The sequence below is a fragment of the Marinobacter zhanjiangensis genome (assembly GCF_014651935.1).
GTDB classification, from domain to species: Bacteria; Pseudomonadota; Gammaproteobacteria; order Pseudomonadales; family Oleiphilaceae; genus Marinobacter; species Marinobacter zhanjiangensis.
This window is the reverse complement of sequence record NZ_BMXV01000011.1, coordinates 26,220-48,570: the sequence shown is the minus strand read 5'-3', so window position 1 is coordinate 48,570 and position 22,351 is coordinate 26,220. Positions and strand designations below refer to the sequence as shown.

The 22,351-nt window shown below is 63.0% G+C and carries 19 protein-coding genes; 9 read left to right on the top strand and 10 right to left on the bottom strand.

Going from position 1 to position 22,351, the window contains the following annotated elements:
* Positions 1 to 10: 10 nt before the first annotated feature.
* The 7 genes from IE079_RS18270 to IE079_RS18240 are packed head-to-tail and all read left to right on the top strand — an operon-like array spanning position 11 to position 8,426.
* Entirely contained in the window at positions 11 to 4,639 is a 4,629-nt protein-coding gene (locus IE079_RS18270) for a tetratricopeptide repeat protein (protein ID WP_189578453.1), read from the top strand.
* Positions 4,626 to 5,204 (top strand): tetratricopeptide repeat protein, encoded by a 579-nt coding sequence (locus IE079_RS18265; RefSeq protein ID WP_189578451.1) that lies wholly within the window; start codon positions 4,626 to 4,628, stop codon positions 5,202 to 5,204. Before IE079_RS18270 ends, IE079_RS18265 begins: the two co-directional genes overlap by 14 nt.
* An 8-nt stretch (positions 5,205 to 5,212) precedes the next feature.
* On the top strand, positions 5,213 to 5,587 hold the full coding sequence (locus IE079_RS18260) for a hypothetical protein (protein ID WP_227712604.1): 375 nt from the start codon (positions 5,213 to 5,215) through the stop codon (positions 5,585 to 5,587).
* Positions 5,588 to 5,593: 6 nt separating this feature from the next.
* On the top strand, positions 5,594 to 6,295 hold the full coding sequence (locus IE079_RS18255; RefSeq protein WP_189578448.1) for a MotA/TolQ/ExbB proton channel family protein: 702 nt from the start codon (positions 5,594 to 5,596) through the stop codon (positions 6,293 to 6,295).
* 34 nt (positions 6,296 to 6,329) lie between these two features.
* Positions 6,330 to 6,851 (top strand): ExbD/TolR family protein, encoded by a 522-nt coding sequence (locus IE079_RS18250; RefSeq protein ID WP_189578446.1) that lies wholly within the window; start codon positions 6,330 to 6,332, stop codon positions 6,849 to 6,851.
* Positions 6,848 to 7,375, top strand: a complete 528-nt coding sequence (locus IE079_RS18245; RefSeq protein ID WP_189578443.1) for an ExbD/TolR family protein — start codon at positions 6,848 to 6,850, stop codon at positions 7,373 to 7,375. Before IE079_RS18250 ends, IE079_RS18245 begins: the two co-directional genes overlap by 4 nt.
* Position 7,376: 1 nt before the next feature.
* On the top strand, positions 7,377 to 8,426 hold the full coding sequence (locus IE079_RS18240; protein ID WP_189578441.1) for an AgmX/PglI C-terminal domain-containing protein: 1,050 nt from the start codon (positions 7,377 to 7,379) through the stop codon (positions 8,424 to 8,426).
* Positions 8,427 to 8,446: 20 nt separating this feature from the next.
* Here the strand turns inward: IE079_RS18240 and IE079_RS18235 are convergent, their stop codons facing one another.
* The 7 genes from IE079_RS18235 to IE079_RS18205 form a co-directional block, all read right to left on the bottom strand.
* On the bottom strand, positions 8,447 to 10,168 hold the full coding sequence (locus tag IE079_RS18235) for a diguanylate cyclase (protein WP_189578439.1): 1,722 nt from the start codon (positions 10,166 to 10,168) through the stop codon (positions 8,447 to 8,449).
* A gap of 204 nt (positions 10,169 to 10,372) precedes the next feature.
* Positions 10,373 to 10,819 carry a DUF411 domain-containing protein gene (locus tag IE079_RS18230; RefSeq protein WP_189578430.1) on the bottom strand — a complete coding sequence of 149 codons (447 nt, stop codon included), beginning with the start codon at positions 10,817 to 10,819 and terminating at the stop codon, positions 10,373 to 10,375.
* A 117-nt stretch (positions 10,820 to 10,936) separates the two neighbouring features.
* Positions 10,937 to 13,726, bottom strand: a complete 2,790-nt coding sequence (locus IE079_RS18225; protein WP_227712603.1) for a heavy metal translocating P-type ATPase — start codon at positions 13,724 to 13,726, stop codon at positions 10,937 to 10,939.
* Positions 13,719 to 14,159: a MerR family transcriptional regulator gene (locus tag IE079_RS18220; protein ID WP_189578428.1), complete on the bottom strand. Its 441-nt coding sequence runs from the start codon at positions 14,157 to 14,159 to the stop codon at positions 13,719 to 13,721. Before IE079_RS18220 ends, IE079_RS18225 begins: the two co-directional genes overlap by 8 nt.
* 221 nt (positions 14,160 to 14,380) lie before the next feature.
* Positions 14,381 to 14,689, bottom strand: coding sequence for a hypothetical protein (locus IE079_RS18215; RefSeq protein ID WP_189578426.1), 309 nt, complete (start codon positions 14,687 to 14,689; stop codon positions 14,381 to 14,383).
* A gap of 78 nt (positions 14,690 to 14,767) precedes the next feature.
* A complete protein-coding gene (locus IE079_RS18210) occupies positions 14,768 to 17,020 on the bottom strand; it encodes a putative bifunctional diguanylate cyclase/phosphodiesterase (RefSeq protein ID WP_227712602.1) in 2,253 nt (750 codons plus the stop codon).
* A gap of 173 nt (positions 17,021 to 17,193) precedes the next feature.
* Positions 17,194 to 17,625, bottom strand: coding sequence for a CoA-binding protein (locus tag IE079_RS18205; protein ID WP_189578424.1), 432 nt, complete (start codon positions 17,623 to 17,625; stop codon positions 17,194 to 17,196).
* 209 nt (positions 17,626 to 17,834) lie between these two features.
* On the opposite strand from IE079_RS18205, the gene IE079_RS18200 reads away from it, so the two are divergent.
* Positions 17,835 to 18,356, top strand: coding sequence for a 2-amino-4-hydroxy-6-hydroxymethyldihydropteridine diphosphokinase (locus IE079_RS18200; protein WP_189578422.1), 522 nt, complete (start codon positions 17,835 to 17,837; stop codon positions 18,354 to 18,356).
* Here the strand turns inward: IE079_RS18200 and IE079_RS18195 are convergent.
* Both IE079_RS18195 and folE read right to left on the bottom strand, forming a co-directional pair.
* Positions 18,243 to 18,968, bottom strand: coding sequence for an SDR family NAD(P)-dependent oxidoreductase (locus tag IE079_RS18195; RefSeq protein ID WP_189578420.1), 726 nt, complete (start codon positions 18,966 to 18,968; stop codon positions 18,243 to 18,245). The genes IE079_RS18200 and IE079_RS18195 overlap by 114 nt on opposite strands.
* 4 nt (positions 18,969 to 18,972) lie before the next feature.
* Positions 18,973 to 19,542, bottom strand: a complete 570-nt coding sequence (gene folE, locus IE079_RS18190; RefSeq protein ID WP_189578418.1) for a GTP cyclohydrolase I FolE — start codon at positions 19,540 to 19,542, stop codon at positions 18,973 to 18,975.
* 239 nt (positions 19,543 to 19,781) lie between these two features.
* On the opposite strand from folE, the gene IE079_RS18185 reads away from it, so the two are divergent.
* Complete coding sequence (locus tag IE079_RS18185; RefSeq protein ID WP_189578416.1) at positions 19,782 to 20,864, top strand: patatin-like phospholipase family protein; 1,083 nt, start codon at positions 19,782 to 19,784, stop codon at positions 20,862 to 20,864.
* 6 nt (positions 20,865 to 20,870) lie between these two features.
* On the opposite strand, the gene IE079_RS18180 is transcribed toward IE079_RS18185, so the two are convergent.
* On the bottom strand, positions 20,871 to 22,316 hold the full coding sequence (locus tag IE079_RS18180) for a CHASE domain-containing protein (RefSeq protein WP_189578414.1): 1,446 nt from the start codon (positions 22,314 to 22,316) through the stop codon (positions 20,871 to 20,873).
* Positions 22,317 to 22,351: the final 35 nt, after the last annotated feature.

Genomic DNA, 22,351 nt, shown 5'->3' with positions numbered 1-22,351 from the left:
GGGACCAGCCATGAGCCGCAACCGGCTTGCCCTGCGTATCCGCCAGGTCACCCTCGGCCTGATGCTGGGTGCCTCCCTGGGGGCGTCCGCCGACAAGGGCGATCCACCCACCCGTGCCCAGGACCCCGCCTGGGGCGAAGTGCTCTACGACTATTACCAGGGTAACGCCCTCGATGCACTGACCAGACTGGCGGTGGCGCGACAGCAGGGCGGCATTGACGGCCATGGCCAGCATCCGGCGCTGGTGGAAGGTGGTCTGATGCTGTCCTGGGGCATGCTGCGGGAGGCCCGGGACCGGTTCGAACAATTGCTGGACGAATCAGTGGAGGTGCGCCAGCGCAACCAGGCCTGGTTCTACCTGGCCAAGGTGTTCTACCTGGAAACCGACCACGACAGTGCCCGCAACGCCCTGGCTCAACTGGACCAGACCGTGTTCCGGGAGCAACAGCCGGAACTCTACCGTGAATCCCTCTACCTGCAGGGTCAGATCGCCCTCAAGGACCAGGATGCCGGGGAAGCCCCGGAACTGGCGGGTATCCTGGACGACCTGCCGGACGACAGCCTGTTTGCGGCCTACCTGCGCTACAACCGGATACTGGTCGCCAATGCCGGTAATCGGGAGCAGGCCCTCGAGTCCCTGGCCAGCGACCTGGACGATGACGACTGGCAGGACGTTCGACAGGGCGAACGCCAGGCCCTGCAGGACCGCATCCGCCTGACCCTGGCGGCCTTGCGCTATCAGTCAGGAGAGCACAGTGAGGTGCCGGAGATCCTGGCCGATATCGCCGATCAGAGCCTGTTCGGGGCACGGGCCCGGCGGCTGGAGACACTGTCCGCAGAGGGCAAGGATGCCGAGCAGGTTCTCGCCCAATGGGCCGCCATGGAAACTGGCGAGGCGTCACCACAGCAGATGGCCCTGGTGCGCGGCGTTCTCCACGAGCGGGCCGGGCGCCGGGAGCAGGCTCTGACCGCCTACCGGGAGGCCGCATCCTACTGGCAGAATCGTTACGACGGCGCAGCCGGCGGGCTGGTGGCACCCACCGAGGACGACCTGCTCGCCGCCGTGGTGTTAGCCTCGGACGAGCAGGGCGAACAACGCTGGCTGCCCGGGCCCACCTTGCTCGAATTTCCCGAGGCGATCATCACAGACCCCTATGGGCGCCCGGAGGTCATGCCGGCCCCGGGAGCCGGTGAGGACGCCGCCGGTCTGGCGGAACTGGTGGCCGGCGAGAGCTTCCAGCGTGCCCTCAAGGATTTCCATGAACTGAACCAGATGGCCCGCCTGCTGGAATCCGGAGATCAGAAGCTGGCGTCCTTCAACCTGATGCTGGAAACCCGTCGCCAGCAACGCGAGGAACGTATCCGGCAGACCCGTGAGAACCTGGCAGGCATCGAAGACGACCAGTGGTTCCAGCGCCAGCAAACCTTCCATGAACAGGTGAAGCGGGCCGAATCGGAACAGGACGCGGCCTTCTTCATGACCGCTGAGCAGCGGGCCCTCGCTGAACGACTGGAGCGCGCCCAGGCGAGGCTGGCCCGGTTGCCGGATGACGAGCGCACCGTTAAGCAGCGTCGCAAGCTGGAACGGGTTGCCGCCGCCCTGACCTGGCAGCTGGTGGACGACTATGGCCCCAACCGTTGGCAGGTGCGCAGTGAACTGAACCGGCTGGATGCCGCCCTGGACGAGCTGACCAAACGCAAGGCCCGCCTGGAACAGGAAATGGCCAGCCCCGGCGCGGTGGGAGAACTGTCCACCCGGGTGGACGACAGCCACGATCGCCTGCGTGGGCTTACCGGCGCCATTGCCGATGCCCGGAGCAATGCCCGCAACCAGCTGCTGGCACAACTGCGTGACTACTATCGACGCGACCAGCAACAGGCCCACCGCTATCTGCTGGCGTCACGGCTGGCGGAAACCCGCCTGCTGGATCGGCGTTACCGGGAAGATCGCGATTCCCTGGAGGCTGCGCCGGAACAGCTGGCCGCCACCCTCGACCAGCTGATTACCCGCTACCGGGAACTGCTGGTGCTGCTGGACGACCCGGAAGCCCTGCATGCCACCCGGTACCGGCTCCACGACCTGATGTTTATCGAGGCCGAGGGGCTCTATGCCGACACCGCCGAAGACACCTTCGACCCGGTGATCAGCGGTTACCGGGCGTTGCTGGACGACAACCCGGGCCATGAGGACAACCACCGCATCCGTTACCAGCTGGCGCGCATCTACGATCTCCGGGGTGACCGCGCCGCCCAGCGGCGGGAACTGGAAACCCTGATCGAACAGCACCCGGACTCCCCGCTCTGGGTGGAAGCCCAGTTCCGTCGTGCCGAACTCTTGTTCATCGAGGGCGACTACCCGGCGGCGGAAACCGGCTACGCCGCCGTGATCCGCGCCAGCGACGGCTCCGAAGACGAACGCCAGCAGACCTTTGCCAGCCACGCCTTCTACATGAAGGGCTGGTCCGGGTTCCGCCAGGGCGACTATGACACCGCCGTGGTCAGCTACAGCCATGCCCTGGACCGCCTGTTGCCGGACGACGCCACCCCGGGGGATCTGGACCGGCAGCATCAGACCCTGGTGGAGGACCTGTTCCGGGTGCTTGGCCTGTCGTTCTCCTACCAGGGTGGGGCGCCGGCGGTGGCCGACCTGTTTGAACGCATCGGGCCCAGGCCCTGGGAGCCCGTTGTCTATGAGCGCTACGCCGCTCAGCTCCAGGACCGGGAACAGTACACCGACGCCATTGCCGTGTACCAGCAGTACATCGACGCCCATCCGTTCAGTGAACAGGCACCCCATTACGCCATTCGCATCATGGACATCTACCGTGACGGCGGCTTCCCCGAGGCGGTGCCACCGGCCCAGGCCCGGTTCGTGGAGCAGTATGGCTTGCGCAGTGCCTACTGGCAGCAGGCACCGGATACGGTACGGGGCGCCATCCGCGACCAGCTGATCGTGCTGCTGCCGGAGCTGGCCAACCGCCACTACCTGCAGGCTCAGGACGCCACCGATCCGGCGACCCGTGACCAGCAATACGATAGGGCCGCCACCTTCTATCTGGATTTTGCCGACACCTTCCCGAACCATCCGAAGACCCCGGAAATGCTCTTCCTGCTGGCGGAGACCCGTCTCGCCCAGCAGCAGTGGGGGCCCGCCATCGAGATCTTCGAGCGGGTGGCCTACGACCATGGTGATCATGACCGGGCAGCCGAAGCGGGCTACGCCGCCATCCTCGCCTACCGGGAATCCGGCCTGACCGACAATGCCGACAGCCCCTGGCCGGATCTGGAGCAACAGAGCCGGATACGCTTTGCCAGCCGCTTCCCGGATGATGAACGGGCCGAAGCCATTCTCTACAGCGCCATCCAGTACGAGGCGGCCGCTGGTAACCATCGCGGTGTGCAGGAACTGGGCGACCGCCTGTTGTCCTGGCAGCCGCTGCAGGATCCGACCCTGGCGCTGGAAACCCGTCTGCTGCAGGCCCAGAGCTATTACGACACCGGCGATTACCGCAGTGCCGAGCAGGCCTATACCGGCGCCCTGGCGGATATGCCGGCGGACGACGAGCGCCGCGCCCAGTTGCAGGACAGCCTGGCCGCCTCGGTCTACCAGCAGGGTGAGCAGTTACTGGAAGCCGGCGAGAAGCAGGCGGCGGTCACCGAATGGCTGCGGGTGGCCCAGTCCGCGCCCGGCACCGAAATCAGCGCCCGCGCCCGCTACGACGCGGCAGGCCTGCTGCTGGAGGTGGGCGATTACGATGACGCCCTGATGGTGATGAATGACCTGCGGGCGGACCAGCCCGACCACGAGCTGACCGCGCAACTGCCCGCTCGCATGGCCCTGGCCTACCGGGAGACCGGGCAATGGCAACGGGCGGCGGAAGAACTGACCATCCTGGCGGACCGCAGCTCCGACCCGGAAACACAACGGGAAAACCGCTGGTTGGCGGCGGAGCTGTATGACCGGGGCGGCAGTGAGGCCGAGGCTATCGACGCCTATCAGCAATACGCCGAGCAGTGGCCAGAACCGGTGGGCCCCTATATGGAAGCCGCCAACCGGCTGGCGGAACTCCACTCCAATCGGGGCGATAGCAGCAGTCGCCAGTACTGGCTGGAGCAGCAGATCGCCACCGCCGACCGTCTGGGGGATTCCGCAACCAACCGCACCGCCATGCTGGCCTCGGAAGCCGCAATAACCCTGGCCGACCAGGCGCGGGCGGATTTTGAGGCAATCCGTCTGACCCCGCCGCTACAGGACAACCTGCGGGCCAAGATGGGGGCTCTGGAAGCCGCCGCCGATGGCTACGAGAAGGCCGCCGCCTATGGCCATGAGGACTACCACAGTCAGGCGGGTTATCGGCTGGCGGAACTCTACCGCATCCTGGCCAACGACCTGATGGCGTCCGAACGCCCCGCGGGCCTGAGCGACATGGAGACCATGCAGTACGAACTGCTGCTGGAGGAGCAGGCCTATCCCTTCGAGGACGACGCCATTGCCATCCACGAACAGAACATCAAACAGACCCGGGATGGCCATTACGATACCTGGATCCGCCGCAGCTTCGAGGCCCTGGGCAAGCTGTTGCCGGTCCGCTACCAGAAGCCGGAACAAGCCGGAGGTGCTGTCCATGAACTGGAATAAACCCTTGCACCTGAGCCTGATACTGGCGGTCACGCTGGTGGCGGGCTGTGCCACCGCGCCGGACAGGGAGCGCCGGGAAAGCCGTGGCGAGTCCGCCATCACGCCGGAGTTCCGCAACCGGTTCCAGCAGGCGGTGACCCTGATGGACCAGGATCCGTCCCGGGCCCGGCAGGCACTGCAGCGCCTCCATCAGGCGCAGCCGGACCTGACTGGCCCGCTGCTGAATCTCTGCATTCTGGACTATCAGGACGATAACACCGGGGCCGCCCGGGCCTGCTTCGAACAGGTACTGGAGCGACATGCGGAGCAGCCGGATGCCCTCAACCACCTGGGGGTGATGGCCCGCAAGGCGGGAGAGTTTGGTCTGGCGGAGGACTACTACCGACGGGCCCTGACTGCTGATCCGGACCATCTGCCCAGCCTGCGCAACCTGGGCATCCTGCTCGACCTCTATCAGGGGCAGCACCGTGAGGCCCTGGGCCTGTACGAGCGATACCAGGCGTTGCTGCCGGAACCCGACCCGATGGTGGCGCAATGGGTAGCCGATCTCAAAAACCGACTTTGACAGCCATTATGAGTGACATGACCAGCTTCAGAACACAAAAGCGGGAAACCCGGCACAGTCAGCGGTGGCGGTTGTCGTTAACCTTGCTGTCATTGACGGTGCTGGTTGCCGCGCCCGCCTTCGGCCAGGGAAACGGTAATCAGGACCAGGTAGTGACCATTGAAGGTACCCGCATCCAGGGAGAACAGGAGCTGCCCACCGTGCTCTACCTGGTGCCCTGGCAACCGGTTGCCAGTAAGGGCCCGGCCCCCATGGAACGTCGCCTGATGACCGGGCAGGCCCCGGCGCTGCAGGAACGGGAAGACTTCCGGCGGCGACTGCGCTACCACCAGACTCAACCAGAACTGACATCAGACCAACGATCACAGGACACCCAGGAGTAACCCACCATGATCGAATCCTTTGCTGGCTTCTTCCAGGACGGCGGCCCCTTCATGGTCGTTATTGCCGTGGTGCTGCTGATCGGGCTGATTGTCTCGGTAGAGCGGTGGCTGTATCTGACCACTCAGAAGCATGTGAACCGGCGGGATTTCCGCAAGCTGCACGAGATGCTGCACCGCAAGGACCTCAAGGGCGCTCTCAATTACGCCCGGGATTCCGGCAGTGCCATGGCCACCATGATTGGCGCCGGCCTGCTGCGCATGGCCCGCAAACAGCCGCGGGAGGATATCGAGTACGCCATGGAGGAAGGGCTGCTGGAAGTCATGCCCCGGCTGGAGAAACGCACCCAGTACCTGGCCACCCTTGCCAATGTGGCGACTCTGTTGGGTCTTCTGGGCACTATTTTCGGTCTCATTGATGCCTTTACCGCCCTGGGTGGCGAAGAAGCCGCCGGCAATCGCCAGGCGATGCTCTCCAGCAGTATTTCCCTGGCCATGAGCACCACCGCGTTCGGCCTGATTGCCGCCATTCCACTGCTGTTGATCCATGCGTTGCTGCAGACCAAGACCAACGAGATCGTGGACAGCTTTGAAATGGCCGGCATCAAGGTGCTCAACCTGATCAGCGACGCCAACAACCCGGCTGCGGCCCCCGTTTCTGCACCGCCGCGCAGCCCCCAGCCGAATACCGCCGGCTCCCGTTCCAGCTGAGAGTGACACGGATGTTACCCGTCAGGAGAAGGCCATGAGGCGCAGACATCGCCGGCTGACAAGTGAAGCGGATCTGGACGTTACCCCGTTCCTGAACCTGATGATCGTGCTGGTTCCGGTGCTGCTGATGAGCGTCGTTTTTGCCCGCACCACCATTATCGAGCTCAACTTTCCCCGCAGTTCCGGTGTCGCCGCCGAGGAACAGGTGGTGCGACCGGTAGTGATCGTTACCGGCCGGCAGATGACCGTCACCGATAGCGACGGCCATGTGTTGCGCGACATTCCACCGGTAAGCGGGGAGGACGGGGAGGAAACGACGCCGGACTACGACCAGCTGCAACAGGTCATGAAGCAACTGAAGAAGCGCTGGCCGGAACAGGAGGACATTACCGTCAAGGCCAGCCCGGACACCCACTACCAGACCCTGATTGCCGTAATGGACACGGTGCGGTCGTTCCACGCCGTGGAGGTGACCAGCCTGGTGGAGGTGAAGTTGTTCCCCAACATTTCCGTGGGTGATGCGCCGGGCAGCCGGTCAGGGGAGGAGGCACCGTGAAGGAATCGCCAAGGGCGCGCCGGCTCAGGCGTCATCATCGCCGCACCAAAACCCAGGGCAAGCTGAACCTGGTGTCGCTGATGGATATCTTCACCATCCTGGTGTTCTTCCTGATGGTGAATTCCTCGGCGGACAACCAGCTGATCAGTGACAACCCCGGGATCGTGCTGCCGGAATCCACGTCTCAGCAAGTGCCGGAGGATGCCCCGAATCTGGTCGTCACCGAGCATAACGTGTTTCTTAACGGCCAGCTCATCGCAACTCGGGCAGCACTGGACGCCACGGAAACGGCAGCGGTGCCGGCGCTTACCCAGGCATTGTCGGCGTTAGAGGTTCCAGGCAGAACCGGGGCCGGGACGGTATCCCGGAGCGAATCCGGCGCCGCGCCCGGCTGGCCGGTGAATATCCTGGCTGACCAGGAGCTGCCTTACCAGGTACTGCGCAAGCTGATGGCGTCCTGCACCGAAGCAGGCTATTCGGCCATCTCCCTGGCGGTTACCCGGAAGACTCCGGAGGGCGTGTAGTATGGCGACCCGCCGCTACGGACTGCCCTGGGAAAAGAGCGCCAGTGAACGCCGGCGCCTGCGGATCATCAGCTGGATACTGGCGCCGCTGTTCCTGGTCGCGGTTGTGGTACTGGAATTCATGCCGGTTTCCGAGCCGCCGCCGAAGGAGAAGGAAGAACCGGTCCAACTGGCTGAGCTGATCCTGGAGCCGGAACCTGAACCAGAGCCAGAGCCGGAACCGGAACCCGCACAGGCAATTGCAGCACCGGAGCCAGCACCACAACCCGAACCGGCGCCAGAACCGGAACCCGAACCTGAGCCGGCACCCGAACCAGAGCCCGAACCAGAACCGGAACCCGAACCAGAGCCCGAACCAGAACCGGAACCCGCTCCGGCGGAGCAGACTGCTGCCGCCCCCGAGCCGGAGCCCCCCAGCCCGCAGCCCACGGAAGAGGAACAGGCCCGGGAGACCGCCCGCAATACCGGCATCATGGCCATGAGCAGTGAGCTGTCGGCCCTGCGCGAGCGCTCCGGCAACACCTCGCTGCAGGGACCGAGGGCGCGGAGTGACGAGCCGGCGGCGACCAACACCGATCGTGTGGCCCGGCAGGCCAGTCGTGACCGTTCCCGGGGCACGTCAGACCACCAGGCGTCGACCCGGACACGGGACGTGGCAATGCAGGAGCGCCAGCAGGCGCAGGTCGAGGCACCGCGAGAGATCGCCTCGCCGGAACCGTCGCCGCAGGCGCAACCGGCACCCAAACCCGGCCGGCAGGTCAGTCGGAGCCGTGAGGAACTGCGCCGGACCATGGACGCCAACAAATCAGCGGTGTTCAGCATCTACAATCGGGAACTGCGCCGGAACCCGTCCCTGCGCGGCACGGTGACGCCAGAGCTGGTGATCGAGGAGAGCGGGGCTGTATCCAGTTGCAAGGTGGTAGAGTCGTCCCTCGGCCAGCCGACCCTGGAAGCGAAAATCTGTGCCCGCCTGCAACTGGTGAATTTCGGCGAGAAGGATGGGGCCGGACGTTCCACCATCCGCTATCCTATCGAGTTATTGCCGGGATAGGGGCCCGGGAAAACCGCCGGTCAGTCGGTGGTTTCGGTGTCCCGCTCATCCTGGTCACTGGTGACCAGCCGGTTGCGACCACTCTGCTTGGCCCGGTACAGGGCCGTGTCCGCCTGCTTCAGGATCTCGTCCAGGGTTTCCCCGGGTCTCGCCAGGTGACCGCCGACACTGATGGTAACCGGCATGCCCATGGCGCTGCTCTGGGTTTCCACGTGGCTGCGAATACGCTGGCCGATGTGGTTCAGGGTATGGCTGTCGCAGGGTGACAGGATTACCACAAACTCGTCGCCGCCCCACCGCCCGGCCTGGTCATAGGGGCGCAGGCTCGCCCGCAGCCAGTGGGCCACGTCGCAGAGAATGGCATCGCCGCTCTGGTGGCCCTGCTCGTCGTTGATGGTCTTGAAGTGATCAATGTCCAGCCACAGCACACCAAAGCCGGTGCCCTGACGGTGGGCCCGTTCAATCTCGCTGGCAAACAGTTCATCCAGGGCGCGGCGGTTACCCAGGTCGGTCAGCGGATCCCTGCGTGCCAGCCGGTGCAGTTCACGGGTGCGTTCGTCCACCTGTCCCTGAAGGTTCTCGGTGGAGTCTTTCAGGGTGGCGGTCATTTCCTCGAAATGACTGCTCAGGTGACCGATCTCATTATCGGGTTTGGGCAGTGGCGGCAGCCGGAAGTTGCCCTCCCGGACCCGCTTGACGGCCTCCTCCAGCGCCATGACCGGGCCAAGCACCCGGCGGCTGATCAACAGGTGGAACAGCAGCAGGGTGACCAGCAAAGTGGCCAGAAAAACGCCCACCAGTGGCCACAGGTAGCTGACCGGTAGCAGTGTCTGAAGATCCAGCAGGGTGATTTCGAACCAGCCGATGGCGGGCAGGTAGGCTACGCCGGCCAGGTGCTTGCGACCGTCCACGGTGACGAAGCTGCTGGCTACCTTGCCCTCCTCGCCGCCGCTGTTCTTGAGCATCTGCAGCATGCCCAGTACCTTTTTCTGGTCGTCCGGTTTATCGAACAGCAGGTCGACGGTGTTCTTCTGACCCTCGGGTTTGATGATGCTGGCAAAGTCGATGTAGTTGCGGTCCCGGTAGAGCTGGATGGCGCCGTTGTAGTCCACGAACAGGGTGGTAATACCCTCCTGGTTGATGTCCACGATGTCCTGCAGAAAGCTGTCCAGCTCCAGCCCGGTGCCCACCATGCCCAGTATTTCGTCATCGGGCCCGCGCATAAGTACGTCAATCCAGAGCTTGGTGACGCCCAGTTCGGTGTCCGGGTTGACGTTCAGGTGGAAGTCGCGGCCCTCCTCGATCAGCTGGTAGAACCAGGCATCATCCGGATCCTGCGGGTCCAGCACGTAGCGGAATTGGTCGCCGGCAAATTCATTGGCGGTATTGTTGAAGTAGTAGTGGCCATTCTCGCGCAGGGCAACGAAATAGCTGTTATCGCGGAAATTGTCGCGGAAGCTCTCCATCTGGCGGATGGCCGCGGCTTCCAGTGCCGGGTCGACGGGTGACCGGGCCCACTCGATCAGTGTGGAGGAGTCCGCCATCTGGCGGGCCAGGCCGATCTCCCGTTCCAGTGACTGCAACAGCCGGGCGCTGTCATAACGGACCTGGATCTCCGCCACCTGCTGGCCCCAGCGCTCGATGATGTCCTCGGACAAGGCCCGGTATGACAGCCAGGTAGCCAGTGAGGCCACCAGAATAAGTGCAGAGACGAGGCCCAGAATGCGTGTCTTGAGGCTCAAGGCGGTTTCCTTGCGGATTGGACGAAGCACCCGGTCAGTTCAGGGAAGTGATCAGACGGGCCACAGGGAGATCATAAACCACTCCCTGGTCAAATCGTAGTCGCTGTTTTCCTCGCCTGCCACGTATCGCACTCCGACCCGGCACCGCTGACGGGTGCCGGGTGCCGCTCATCCTCCGCTACCGGCTGATAATGGGCCGGGCGATCAGTTGTGCTCTGCAAACACCCGGGTCTGACCGGCTTCATTGAACAGCAGCACCTGGTAGTGGTCCTTGCGGTCGCCGATGTCCATCCCCGGCGAGCCCATGGGCATGCCGGGAGCGCTCAGGCCATGGGCGTTGGGCTGCTCTTCCATCAGACGCCGGACGTCGGCGGCGGGCACATGGCCCTCGATCACGTAGTCACCGACAAAGGCGGTGTGACAGCTGGCCAGTTGCGGGTTCAGACCGGCGTCCATCTTCACCTGGTTCATGTTATTGGTGTCAGTCACGTCCACCTCGAAACCGTTCTCTTCCATGTGGTCCACCCAGTCACCGCAGCAGCCGCAGCTGGGTGATTTGTAGACCTTCATGGTCAGGTCATCTTCCGCCCAGGCCGTCTGACCGGCGGTCAGGGAGACGGCGAGGCCCAGGGCCATGGTCAGTTTTTTCATGTTGTGTTCCTCAGTGGTGATTGTGTTGTTGGTCGGAAGTGCCGTTGCCGGATAGCCAGAACCACCAGACGATAGCAACCATTAGTCCAAGTCCTGCAAGGTTGACCAGTACTGTTGTCATCCGTTCCCCTCCTGTGATGCGCTTTTGTGACCGGGTTTGAAGAACCTCAATCGGTTGGCGTTGGTCACCACTGTAACCGACGACAGGGACATGGCTGCCCCGGCCAGAATCGGGCTCATCAGCATTCCCCAGGCCGGGTAGAGCACCCCGGCGGCGATGGGAATGCCCAGGGTGTTGTAGATAAAGGCGCCGAACAGATTCTGGTGGATATTGCGAATGGTGGCCCGTGAGATCTGGATGGCATCGGCCACCCCGTGCAGGGATCCCCGCATCAGGGTGATGGCGGCACTCTCGATGGCGACATCGGTGCCGGTGCCAATGGCAAAGCCCACATCCGCCGCGGCCAGGGCCGGCGCGTCATTGATGCCGTCGCCCACCATGGCCACGGTATGACCCTTGCGTCGCATTTCCTCGACAATGTCCGCCTTGTCCTCCGGCAGCACTTCCGCCCGGATATCGTCGATTCCGGCCTTGCGGGCAATGGCCTCGGCGGTGGCCTGCACATCACCGGTCACCATCATCACCCGGATGCCGGCATCATGAAGGCGGCGAATGGCCACTTCCGAGTCTTCCTTGATGGCGTCAGCCACCCCGATGACACCCAGAGCCTGATTGCCCCGGGCCAGAAACAGCGGCGTTCCGGCTTCGCTGGTGATGGTGTCGGCGGCCTCGTCCAGGGCGGACAGGTCGACGCCTTCCCCTTCCAGCCAGCGGCGGTTGCCCAGTCGCAGGGGCTCGCCGTCCAGGTCGCCCTGTACGCCCTTGCCGTTAAGCGCCTCAAAGCCGGTGACGGAACGCTTCGGCTCCCCATCCTCTTTGGCCCGGGCAAGGATGGCCTCGGCCAGGGGATGTTCCGAGTGTTGCTCCAGCCCCGCCGCGAGGGCCAGCACCTCGGCCTCATCTCCCTCAGCGGCCTTTACATGAGTCACGGCCGGGTGGCCCTCGGTAATGGTGCCGGTCTTGTCCAGGATCACCAGGTCCAGCTTTCCGGCGGTCTGCAGGGCGTCCCCCTGGCGAATGAGGGCGCCATGTTCCGCCGCCTTGCCCACGCCCACGATCACCGACATGGGGGTCGCCAGGCCCAGGGCACAGGGGCAGGCGATGATCAGCACGGTGGTGGCGGCCACCATCATGTGGACCACCCGGGGGTCGGGGCCCACGTTAAACCAGACCAGGGCGGTCACCACGGCAATCAGCATCACCGTGGGCACAAATACCGCCGAGATCTTGTCCGCCAGGCGACCAATGGCCGGTTTCGAGCCCTGCGCCTTTTTCACCAGCCGGATGATCTGCGCCAGTGCTGTCTCGCTGCCGACGCGGGTGGCCTCATAGACGATGGAGCCATGGGTGTTGAGGGTGCCGGCGGATACCTCGTCGCCGTCCGCCTTGCTCACGGGCATGGGTTCGCCGGTAAGCATGCTCTCGTCGATGCGGGTAGTTCCTTCCACAAGGAAACCATCGACCGGCAGCTTCTCGCCCGGGCGCACCCGGATATGGTCGCCCTTGCGCACCTGTTCCACCGGGATATCCTGTTCTTCCCCGTCGCGGATGACCCGGGCCGTCTTCGCCCGCAGGTCCAGCAGGCGGCGTACGGCCTCGGACGTCTTGCCCTTGGCGCGCAGCTCCAGCGCCTGCCCCAGGTTGATCAGGCCGATGATCATGGCGGACGCTTCGTAATAGACGTGCCGGGCCATGTCCGGGAAAACGTCCGGAAACAGGGAAACCACCATGGAATAGATCCAGGCGGTGCCGGTACCCAGGGCAATCAGGGTGTCCATATTGGCATTGTGGTGGCGGAAGGCCTTGGCAGCCCCGGTAAAGAAGTGCCCACCGGTGAGTGCCATGACGGCGATGGTGAGAATGCCCAGACCGATCCAGGTAACCTGGTTGGCCTCGCTGACCATCATCGAGCCAAAGCCCATGCCATAGGCCATCAGGCCGATACCCAGCGACAGGCTGACGGCCATCTTGATCAGCATGTTGCGGTACTGCTTGCGGTCCTGTGCCTGTTTCTGCTCATCGGCCGCGTCCGGGTCCTCGATGACACTGGCGCCGTAGCCAGAGCTCTCCACCGCCTGCACCAGGGCTTGCGGGTCGGCGTCACCGGTTGCCGTGGCGGTATTGTCCGCCAGGTTCATGTGGGCGCTGGTCACGCCGTTCACGGACATCAGGGCCTTTTCGATGGTGGCGACACAGGAGGCGCAGGTGGCGCCGGTGACCGCAAGCTGGATCTGGTCGTCATCGGTATTGCCGGCGGATGCTGACGGTTCCGGGGCTTGGTCACCCTCCGGCGCCTGAGTCGGCGTTTCGGACTGGTCGCTTTGGGTTTTCGGAGGGGCTGGAGTATCTGAATCCTCGTCCAGTGGCCGGGCCGGGTAGCCGGTCTCGGTAACCCGTTCTGCGGCCTGCTCACGGTCAACATCCGGAAAAAGCCAGACGGTCTGCTGTTCGAGATCCACGTGAGCGTGACCTTCGTCGCCCGTGAGGGGCTCGAGGGCCTGGCGGATCTTGCGGGCGCAGCCCTGGCAGGTGGCCCCGGAAATGGACAGGGCCGGCTTCCAGAGCGGTTCCGCGGGATAGCCCGCTTCAGTCACCCGTTTGGCAGCGTCGTCGAGATCAATGCCGTCAGGCAAGGCCACGGTCTGGTGCTCCAGGTCCACCTCGACCTGTTCCGTACTGCCGGTCAGGGGTTCCAGGGCCGTGCGGATCTTTTTGGCACAACCCTGGCAGCTGGCCCCGGATATGGAAAGCGCGGGGCTCAGGGTGGCGGTATCAGTTTCAGCCATGGTTGCAGCCTCTCTTGTGAGCAGGTTGGTCATTGTCCCAGTGTTCGATCAGCTGGCAGATGGTGTGGCCATCCGGGGTGCCGTCGGGCATGGCCTGCCAGGCGGTAAGGGCGCTCTTCATGCGTTCCCGCAGTTGCTGAAGCTGGGCGATTTCTTTCTCCACTTCGGCCAGGCGCTCTTCAAACACTTCCCGGACCATGGGGCAGGGGGAGTGGTTTTCGTCTGCCTGATCCAGGATGGAGCGGATTTCCGGCAGCGAGAACCCGAGCTGACGGGCCTTGCGGGCGAACCGCAGCCGGCGCAGGTCTTCGGCATCGTACTGCTGGTAGTTGTTGTCCGGATTCCGGGTCGGGTTCAACAGGCTTTCCCGGGTGTAGAACCGAACCGTGTCCGGCTTTACCTCTGCCGCTTTCGCCAGGTCGCTTACTTTCATGGTGCTTCCCATTATGGGCTTATAATAAGCTTACACTAGAACCTGTGAGTTGCTCATAGGTCAAGAGTTTATTGGATTTTGGCTGGCGGGGGCTGAATGTGAGGTCTGAACCGGGGGCTGGTCCGGTGGGCAGTGGGGGCCTTTCTTCGCCGCAATACAGGGGCCGTCCCGGATACCCCAGAGCCAGGCACCCAAACCAGCAGTCTTAGAAACCATGACAACTAAAAGCGGGACCGGAGAAAAACACCACAATGCCGACACTGATCCGGCGCCATCAGTTTGGCCTGCCAGCCGATGGAGTGGCCGCAGGCAGGGCATTTGAGGCGGAGCTGGAGAACGATAATGGGGATAACCAGCAGCGCCAGAAGAACCCCCAAAGGCCCCCAGCTGCTGCCACTGGACAGGCCCAACTGGCTGCTGAAAACCAGAAGCACGATCAGTGCCACAAACGCAAAGATGAAATAGCCCTTGTTTATGGTTTCCCAGCGGCGAAGGCGCTGGTTCTGTTCCGGAGTCAGATAGCTGGCCATGGATATCCTGTCAGATTGGCTTGAACAAGGTCGGACTGTTCAGAGTTTACCATGTGCGACGGGAGCGCCCGAAAGCGGTTATGCAGAACGTACGGGCAACAGACCCCGGGCGATCACTGCCGGCAAATCACCGGCGGGCACCGGGCGGCTCATATAATAGCCCTGGGCCATATCACAATGGTGCTGCTTCAGGAACAATAGCTGCTGCTCCGTTTCCACACCCTCCGCCACTACCCGGATGCCCAGGTTATGGGCCAGATTGATCACCGCACGGGTAATTACCGCATCATCATGTCGCTCGGCGACATCGGTAATGAACGAGCGGTCGATCTTCAGAAGATCCACCGTGAAATCCCTCAGATAACCCAGTGAGGAATAGCCCACACCGAAGTCATCAATCGCCAGGTGCACACCCAGATCACTGATGCGCCGCATCTGCTGATGGTTGTGCTCGACATTCTCGATAAACGTCTGCTCGGTCAGCTCGATTTCCAGCTGTTGAGGCTCAACCGAGAATTCCCTGAAGCAGCGTGCCAGGTAGTCCGTCAGATCGGCCTCGCCCAGCTCACGGCCGGACAGATTGATCGCTATCCGCATGTTTTCCAGCGGGGTGCCGCGCCACTTGCGAATCTGCTGACAGGCAGCACGGATCACCCAGCGTCCGATTTCCGTGATGCGACCGCTTTCTTCGGCCAGCGGAATGAACTCCACGGGCGGTACCAGGCCCCGTTGCGGATGATTCCAGCGGATCAGTGCTTCCACGCTACAGGCCCGGGACGTGACCAGGTCCAGTTGTGGCTGGAAGTAAAGCTCGAACTGGTTGCGGGCCAGAGCTTCGCTCAGATCATGGTCCAGCTCCAGTCGACGAACCTCCCGCTCCTGCATACCCTCGGTATAGAACTGGTAGGTATTACGGCCCTGCTCCTTGGCCCGATAGAGCGCGATGTCGGCGTTGCGCAGCAGGATATCTGCGTCCATTCCGCTCTGGGGATAGACAGCGACGCCCATGGTTGCGGTGACGTGATGTTTCTCGTTATCGATTTCAAACGGTTCGGCAAAGCATGCCTTGATCTGGCCCAGCAGGTTGATCACATCGTCGATGTCCTCCACATGCTGTTGGCAGATCATGAACTCGTCGCCGCCGGAGTAACCTACCATTACCCGTTCGTCGCTTAACCGGTTGAGTCGCTCTGACACCATCACCAGCAACTCATCCCCGAACTGGTGGCCCAGGGAATCGTTCAGCATCTGGAAACGGTCGAGGTCCATCATGATCAGGCCGACCTGACGCATCTGCCTTTCCGCCTGCAGCAGGGTGTGCTCCAGGTCTTCCATGAAGAACCGGCGGTTGGCCAGGCCCGTCAGTGGGTCGGTGGATTTCAGGTGGGCCAGGTCCTGCTGGACAGCAATGCGCTGGTCGATCTCTTCCTCGAGATCCTGTCGGGTTCTCAGCAGAGCCTGGTTGCGCTTGAGTACCACCTGAGCCAGCAGGGTGCTCAGGGACACGAGCAAACCCAGCGCCACCATGCTGATGAAGGTGGCCCATGGCCAGTTGCTACGGTATTGGTCGATCCACTCATTGGTGGGGACGGCTCGCAATGACCATTGTACCGTGGGCAGGTTGGCTGCCGTGGTGTGGCTGAAATCGGTGTTGGTGGCAGTCCGGGCGGGCAGGCTGAATGCCACTTCGCCATCTTCTATCAGAGCGAGGGAGAAATTGCCGTGGACTCGGGGAGCAATCAGCGCATCGGCCAGCTTTTCCATGCGGAAAACGCCGGCGATGAAGCCACGGTTATCGGCGCCGGATCCTACCGGGGCATAGGCTACCAGGCCGGTGCCGCCCTGGGTCAGGTTGATCACCCCGGAAATATCAAGCCGACCCAGTTGCCGGGCCCGCTCCAGTTCCTCTCTCCGTTCTTCGGAAAAGGCGACATTGTAGCCCAGTGCATCGGCATTGCCTTCCACAGGCTCGAGCCAGCGAATGACAAAGTGGCGGTCAATCCACTCGATAGCCTGGAATGTCTGGAAATCCTGCAGGTAGTTGCGGGCGTCTTCGCGCCAGACAGCTTGCGGCATGTCCGGTTGCAGGGCCAGACGGTCGGCCATCCGGCGCAGGGCAATCAGGTGGTTGAGGAAGTCCTGCTCCAGCTGGCGGACCAGGGAGTCGGTGTCGGAAGCCAGTGTCTGGCGGATCTGGGCGTCTTCTTCCGAGTCCAGCCCCAGCTTGAGTCCGGTCGCGATCACCAGAAACGTCAACAGGATGATCGCCGGAAACACCGGCTTCATCAGCTGACGGGCAAGGACAACAGATAGCGGGCGTTTCAGGCGCACACAGCTCTCCGGAAGCAGGATGTTAGAGTTATGTCGTTATTATTCTGTTAGCGGCGACCAAGCCTACAGTATGAGCGATCGGGTGACTAATCGGTCACATTCGCAATCGGTATGTTATGCAATAGGTGACTTTTTTACCAAACGATGAAATTACCCGTGCATAAAAGCTGCCGTCAGGCTGCTACTGGTGGAATTCCCAGCCGCGGTATTTCCTGCTTCGGGCACCGGTCCATGACAACCCTGGCGCCGGCGGCTTCGGCACGCTCGGCACCTTCGTGATTGATAACCCCGATTTGTAGCCAGATCACCGGAATATTCCGGGCAATGGCGGCATCGATGACCGGGCCGGTCCGTTCAGGGGCAAGAAAAAGGTCAGCCATGTCCACCGGCCCCGGTACCGATGCCAGATCCGGGTAGACGGTCTCACCCAGCAGGGTTTGTCCGGCCAGTCCGGGGTTTACCGGAATCACGCGATAGCCCCGCCCCTGCAGGTAGGCCATGACCTCGTGGCTGGGTCGATGGCTTTTTTCACTGGCGCCGACAAGTGCAATGGTACGAACGTCGCCCAGAATCTTTCGGATTTCTTCGGGGTGCTGTATTGGCATAGGTCATCTCCGGTCAAGGGTACCAAAACAAGGGCATATTAACGGCTGGAGCTTGTGTGTGCCTACCGGGAATTGCAGGGAAAGTTGATCGAGATCCAGTTTCATGGTTCAACGGTCAGGCAACACACTGGGCCGTATGCAGACCCGGTCCGTACTGCTTGTTGAAGATGGCAGCACCAATCAATAGAGCAACAACGTGAGAGACCGGTATGTGGTATCTGTGTGGACTGGGTAGCAACATTGATCCGGAAAGGAATCTCCCCCGGGCGCTGGCACGGCTGGCACGGCGGTTCGGGCCGGTGTCACTGTCGCCGGTGGTTCGCACGGCACCACAGGGGATGGACTCGGAAAACAGCTTCCTGAATGCGCTGGCGGTGTTTCACAGTGATCTGCAGCCGGATCAGGTAAAGCAGCACCTTAATGAACTGGAAGAGGCGCTCGGCCGTGACCGCTCTGATCCTTTCAGTGGTGTGCGCGACAGGCCTATCGACGTGGACATACTGGAAACCTCTGGCAACCCGGCGTTTACCGGCAATGCGATTACCGAAACCTACTACCGGCAGTTGCTGGCGGGGGAACCTGTCTCCGGCGAACGCCTGCCCTATCGGGGCCGGGTCCTAGGCGAGGCGCCGGCCACCATCGACTGGAATCAGGGCGCCGGTCATGAACTGGTTGTCCAGCAGGGCGATAATCTGCTGGACCACGCTATCAAAGCCGCCCTCCCGGGCTAACAGGGTTTCCGACAGTACGCGGGCCTGTTCCTCTTCGGTATGATCCGGCAGAAAGCCGATCGGGCCGGGCATGATGGCGTTGACGCGCACTTCCGGCGCCAGCGAACGGGCATAGCTGAGAGTCAGGTTACTCAGCGCCGCCTTGCTGGCGCAGTAGGCGGCAAATGTCGGGTTGGGCTTTTCCACGAAGATATCGGTGATGTTGACCACCAGCGTGGGTTCGGCAGGGGACGTGCAGCCGGCACGGAGACAGTTGCTCAGTCCGGCCATCAGCATCATCGGTGCGATGCTGTTGATCTGGAACAGGCGTGCGGCCTGGCGTGCCAGGTCAGCTTCTTCCTCTTCATCCGCCGTGAACTCGGAGGCGTTGTTCACCAGCAGATGCACTTCAGGGGTCCGGGTGCGGATGGTTACCAGTGCCTGGTCAACGCTGGCGGGGTCGGCCAGGTCCACGGCCACGGGCGTGGCGCCCCTGGCGGCCAGCTGGTCGATCTCGCCGGTGGTGGTACGATACAGGGCAAATACACGGTAACCGAGGTCCAGTAGCGCCTGGCAGGTGTAAAAGCCGAGCCGGCGGCCGGCACCGGTGATGACGGCGACGGGAGTGGTCACGGCGTCAGTCCCTTGCGGCGACAAGTTGCAGGAACTCGGTGCGGGTAGCCTGGGACTTGCGGAAGCCACCCAGCATCATCGAGGTTTTCATGATCGAGTTCTGTTTCTCCACGCCGCGCATCATCATGCACATGTGGCGGGCTTCGATAACCACCGCGACGCCCGCGGCGCTGGTGACCTGTTCCACGGCTTCGGCAATCTCCCGGGTCAGGTTTTCCTGGATCTGCAACCGGCGGGCGTACATGTCCACGATGCGGGCAAACTTCGACAGACCCAGAACCTTGCCGTCGGGAATGTAGGCGATGTGGCACTTGCCGATGAAGGGCAGCAGATGATGCTCACACAGGCTGTACAGTTCGATGTCCTTCACCAGCACCATTTCGTCCATGGCGGACTCGAACACGGCGCCGTTGACCAGTTCCGCCAGGGACTGATGATAGCCCCGGGTCAGGAACTGCATGGCCTTGGCAGCCCGTTGCGGTGTGTCCTGCAGGCCTTCACGGTCCGGGTTTTCGCCCAGGCCTTCAATGATGCCCCGGTAATGGGCGGAAAGGGAGTCGAGAGTGTCTGTCATGATGCTTCCCGTTGCGGTACGGCGTGACTAAACCCGCCATTGTAAGGCAAGTTACCTGTTAACAGTACTGGTTACGTGGCCTGTGCCCAAAAAGACCAGTGACTGGCCTGGTTATAGTCGTGCCCGCGGGAGTTCGATAAACTCGCGACCGAATTCCCATGCCGGCGTTGCGTTCCGCTGCCGGTTACAGGGCTCCGGTGCATAAGCCGTAGCGTCATACTTCCAGGGAGGTATCAGCCATGCCAGCCATCCACAGCCGCCCGCCGGCTCTGACCATCAGGGCCGGGAGACGCGCCATGGCGCGGGTCCGGGAAACCGGGCTGAAACCGGAAGACGTGCATGTCATTCCGGGCGCGGCGGGCGGCCCCAAGGCCCTGGGGCTGTCCGGTCTGGACCGGGCAATCTTTGGCGACTGGCTGTTGCGGGCTCCCCAGGAGCGCTCGCTGATCGGGTCCTCTATCGGCAGCTGGCGGTTTGCCGCCGTGGCCTCCTCCGACGACCCTGCGGCCCAGCTGGCGAAGCTGGCGGAACTCTACACCTGCCAGCGGTTCTCCAGGGGCGTCAGCCCGGCCGAGGTAAGCCGCAAGAGCACGCTGTTTCTGGAGGAGCTTCTCGGTGGACGGGAGCAGGCCATTCTCGAGCACCCCTGGTACCGGCTCAATATTGTCGTGGTGCGCAGCATGCCGGGACTGGAAGACGATACCCGTGGCCGCCTGGCCATGGGGCTGATGAAGGCTATCAGCGCCAATACGATCAGCCGCCGTCACCTGGGTCGCTTCTTCGAGCGGGGCATTATCCATGACCGGCGACTGGCCACGCCATTGGCGAAGCTGGTGGACTTTCCCAGTCATGATGTGGCCCTGAGCCGCGACAATCTGATTCCTGCCCTGCTGGCGTCGGCGTCCATCCCCCTGGTGATGTCCGGCGTCCGCAATATTCCCGGGGCCCCGCAAGGGGTCTATCGGGACGGCGGTTTGCTGGACTACCACCTGGACCTGCCCTACCGGCAGCCGGGGGTGGTGCTGTACCCCCATTTTACCGACCGGGTGGTTCCCGGCTGGTTCGACAAGAGCCTGCCCTGGCGTCGCGGCGACGCCAACCGTCTGCAGGATGTCCTGCTGGTGGCCCCTTCCCGCGACTACCTGCATTCATTGCCGGACCGTAAATTACCGGACCGGAAGGATTTCGAGCGGTTCGCCGGTGACGATGCCGGCCGCGAGCGCACCTGGCGCACGGCGATTGCCCGCAGTGCGCGGCTGGGTGAGGAATTCATGGAACTGGTGGAAACCGGGCGCATAAGGGATGTGGTCCGACCCCTATAGCCTTGATTACTGCCGTGGCGTCAGCGACACACGGAAGCCGGAACAGCCGCTGAGAGGGTCTTTCAGGGCCTTGATTCGCAGAGCAACCGGAAGCGCCGTGCCGTCCCGGTTGATGATCTCGGTGTCCAGACGCTGGATGGCATGGTCCTGTCTGGCGGCGTCGAAGGCCATGGCCAGGTCCATCTGGCTGTTCCCGCTGAACAGGCTGTCCAGGCGCTTGCCCATCAGGTCTGTAGAAGGAATTTCCAGCAGGGTGGCTACCTGTGGCGAGATGTATCCGATCAGTCGTCCCTCATCCACTTCCGCGAAGATGCCGGCGCCCAGTTCGATCAGGTCCCGGGTCCTGCGGTCGCTTTCCTGCAGTGAGTGGTGAAGGATGTTCTTCTCTACCCGCGTGTTATCCAGTTGCTGACCCAGGCGCCGTGCCCGGCGGGTGCGCCGGCCCAGCAGGCGTTCGGTCCGCAGGGTCAGCCAGACGGCCCACAGGGTCAGGGCGCTGGCCAGCAGGGTGATGGTCAGCCCGGTCAGCCAGGCGGGCCATAGCACCTGTTGTTTCATGTTTTCCAGCCAACCGGCCGCGGGTATGGTGCTGAGCATCCACTTCCGGTCCGCTACCGACAGGGTAGAGCGGGTGGGAGCGACATCGCTGGCAACCATACCGGCCGCAGGCATTAAAGCAATGGGGTGACGTGCATGCTGGCTGATGTCGTGGAGTTCCACCTGCCAGCGAGGGTCGTGCAGATTTGCCAGGTTTTGATGGAGCCAGGCTTCCGGCCGCAGCACCAATGAGACCAGCCGCGCCTCTTCTGTCTGCGGTGGCCTGGAAGCAGGCACAAATACCCGCAGGGCGGTCTGGTCGTCGCCATTGCGGTGCAGTTTGGTCAGGGTGGTGGCGGCGGTGCGGTTTTCATCCAGCGCCCTTTTCAGGGCGCCGCGCCAGTGGGGCACGGACGTGGCGACCAGCCCGAGACTGGAATCCGCTGATCCGGTCTCCGACTGGTAGCGGGCACGCCGGATAATCAGATACTGGTCGGACACGTCCGCGACCCCGGTGGCAAAGCGGTCATCCCGGGTGGCAAAACGGACAAGCTGCCCGCTCTGCTCACTGAGGCGCTTCTCGATCATGGGGCGCCGGGCATGACTGACCTGGGTCAGCAGCTCCAGCCCGGCCACATCGGGAAACCGCTCCAGCAACTGGCTGGCCTTGTCCGGAAAGGGCGCCTCATCGGCACCGGCCAGCTCCTTTGTTGCTGCCAGTGTGTCGGAGATCCGCCGGCTCAGGGCACGGTTGAGTTGCTCATGATGGGTGGCCGACAGATCGTCGATCAGCCGCTCTACTGTCAGCAAGCTGCGGGGCGCGATCAGCGCGGTCAGAATGAGCCCGCTGAGCATCACCAGAACGGGTAACAGCCACAGGTAGAAGGGTCGTCCTGACGTTTGTTCGGGGTCCATGGAAGCATCCTGTCCGACAGTATTCCGGTCGGGGC

Coding starts and splice junctions, on each gene's coding strand:
- IE079_RS18270 (WP_189578453.1), top strand. CDS start 11: ATGAGCCGCAACCGGCTTGCCCTGCGTATCCGCCAGGTCACCCTCGGC.
- IE079_RS18180 (WP_189578414.1), bottom strand. CDS start 22,316: ATGGACCCCGAACAAACGTCAGGACGACCCTTCTACCTGTGGCTGTTA.
- IE079_RS18240 (WP_189578441.1), top strand. CDS start 7,377: ATGGCGACCCGCCGCTACGGACTGCCCTGGGAAAAGAGCGCCAGTGAA.
- IE079_RS18205 (WP_189578424.1), bottom strand. CDS start 17,625: ATGCCAATACAGCACCCCGAAGAAATCCGAAAGATTCTGGGCGACGTT.
- IE079_RS18250 (WP_189578446.1), top strand. CDS start 6,330: ATGAGGCGCAGACATCGCCGGCTGACAAGTGAAGCGGATCTGGACGTT.
- IE079_RS18215 (WP_189578426.1), bottom strand. CDS start 14,689: ATGGCCAGCTATCTGACTCCGGAACAGAACCAGCGCCTTCGCCGCTGG.
- folE (WP_189578418.1), bottom strand. CDS start 19,542: ATGACAGACACTCTCGACTCCCTTTCCGCCCATTACCGGGGCATCATT.
- IE079_RS18185 (WP_189578416.1), top strand. CDS start 19,782: ATGCCAGCCATCCACAGCCGCCCGCCGGCTCTGACCATCAGGGCCGGG.
- IE079_RS18260 (WP_227712604.1), top strand. CDS start 5,213: ATGAGTGACATGACCAGCTTCAGAACACAAAAGCGGGAAACCCGGCAC.
- IE079_RS18265 (WP_189578451.1), top strand. CDS start 4,626: ATGAACTGGAATAAACCCTTGCACCTGAGCCTGATACTGGCGGTCACG.
- IE079_RS18220 (WP_189578428.1), bottom strand. CDS start 14,159: ATGAAAGTAAGCGACCTGGCGAAAGCGGCAGAGGTAAAGCCGGACACG.
- IE079_RS18225 (WP_227712603.1), bottom strand. CDS start 13,726: ATGGCTGAAACTGATACCGCCACCCTGAGCCCCGCGCTTTCCATATCC.
- IE079_RS18255 (WP_189578448.1), top strand. CDS start 5,594: ATGATCGAATCCTTTGCTGGCTTCTTCCAGGACGGCGGCCCCTTCATG.
- IE079_RS18230 (WP_189578430.1), bottom strand. CDS start 10,819: ATGAAAAAACTGACCATGGCCCTGGGCCTCGCCGTCTCCCTGACCGCC.
- IE079_RS18200 (WP_189578422.1), top strand. CDS start 17,835: ATGTGGTATCTGTGTGGACTGGGTAGCAACATTGATCCGGAAAGGAAT.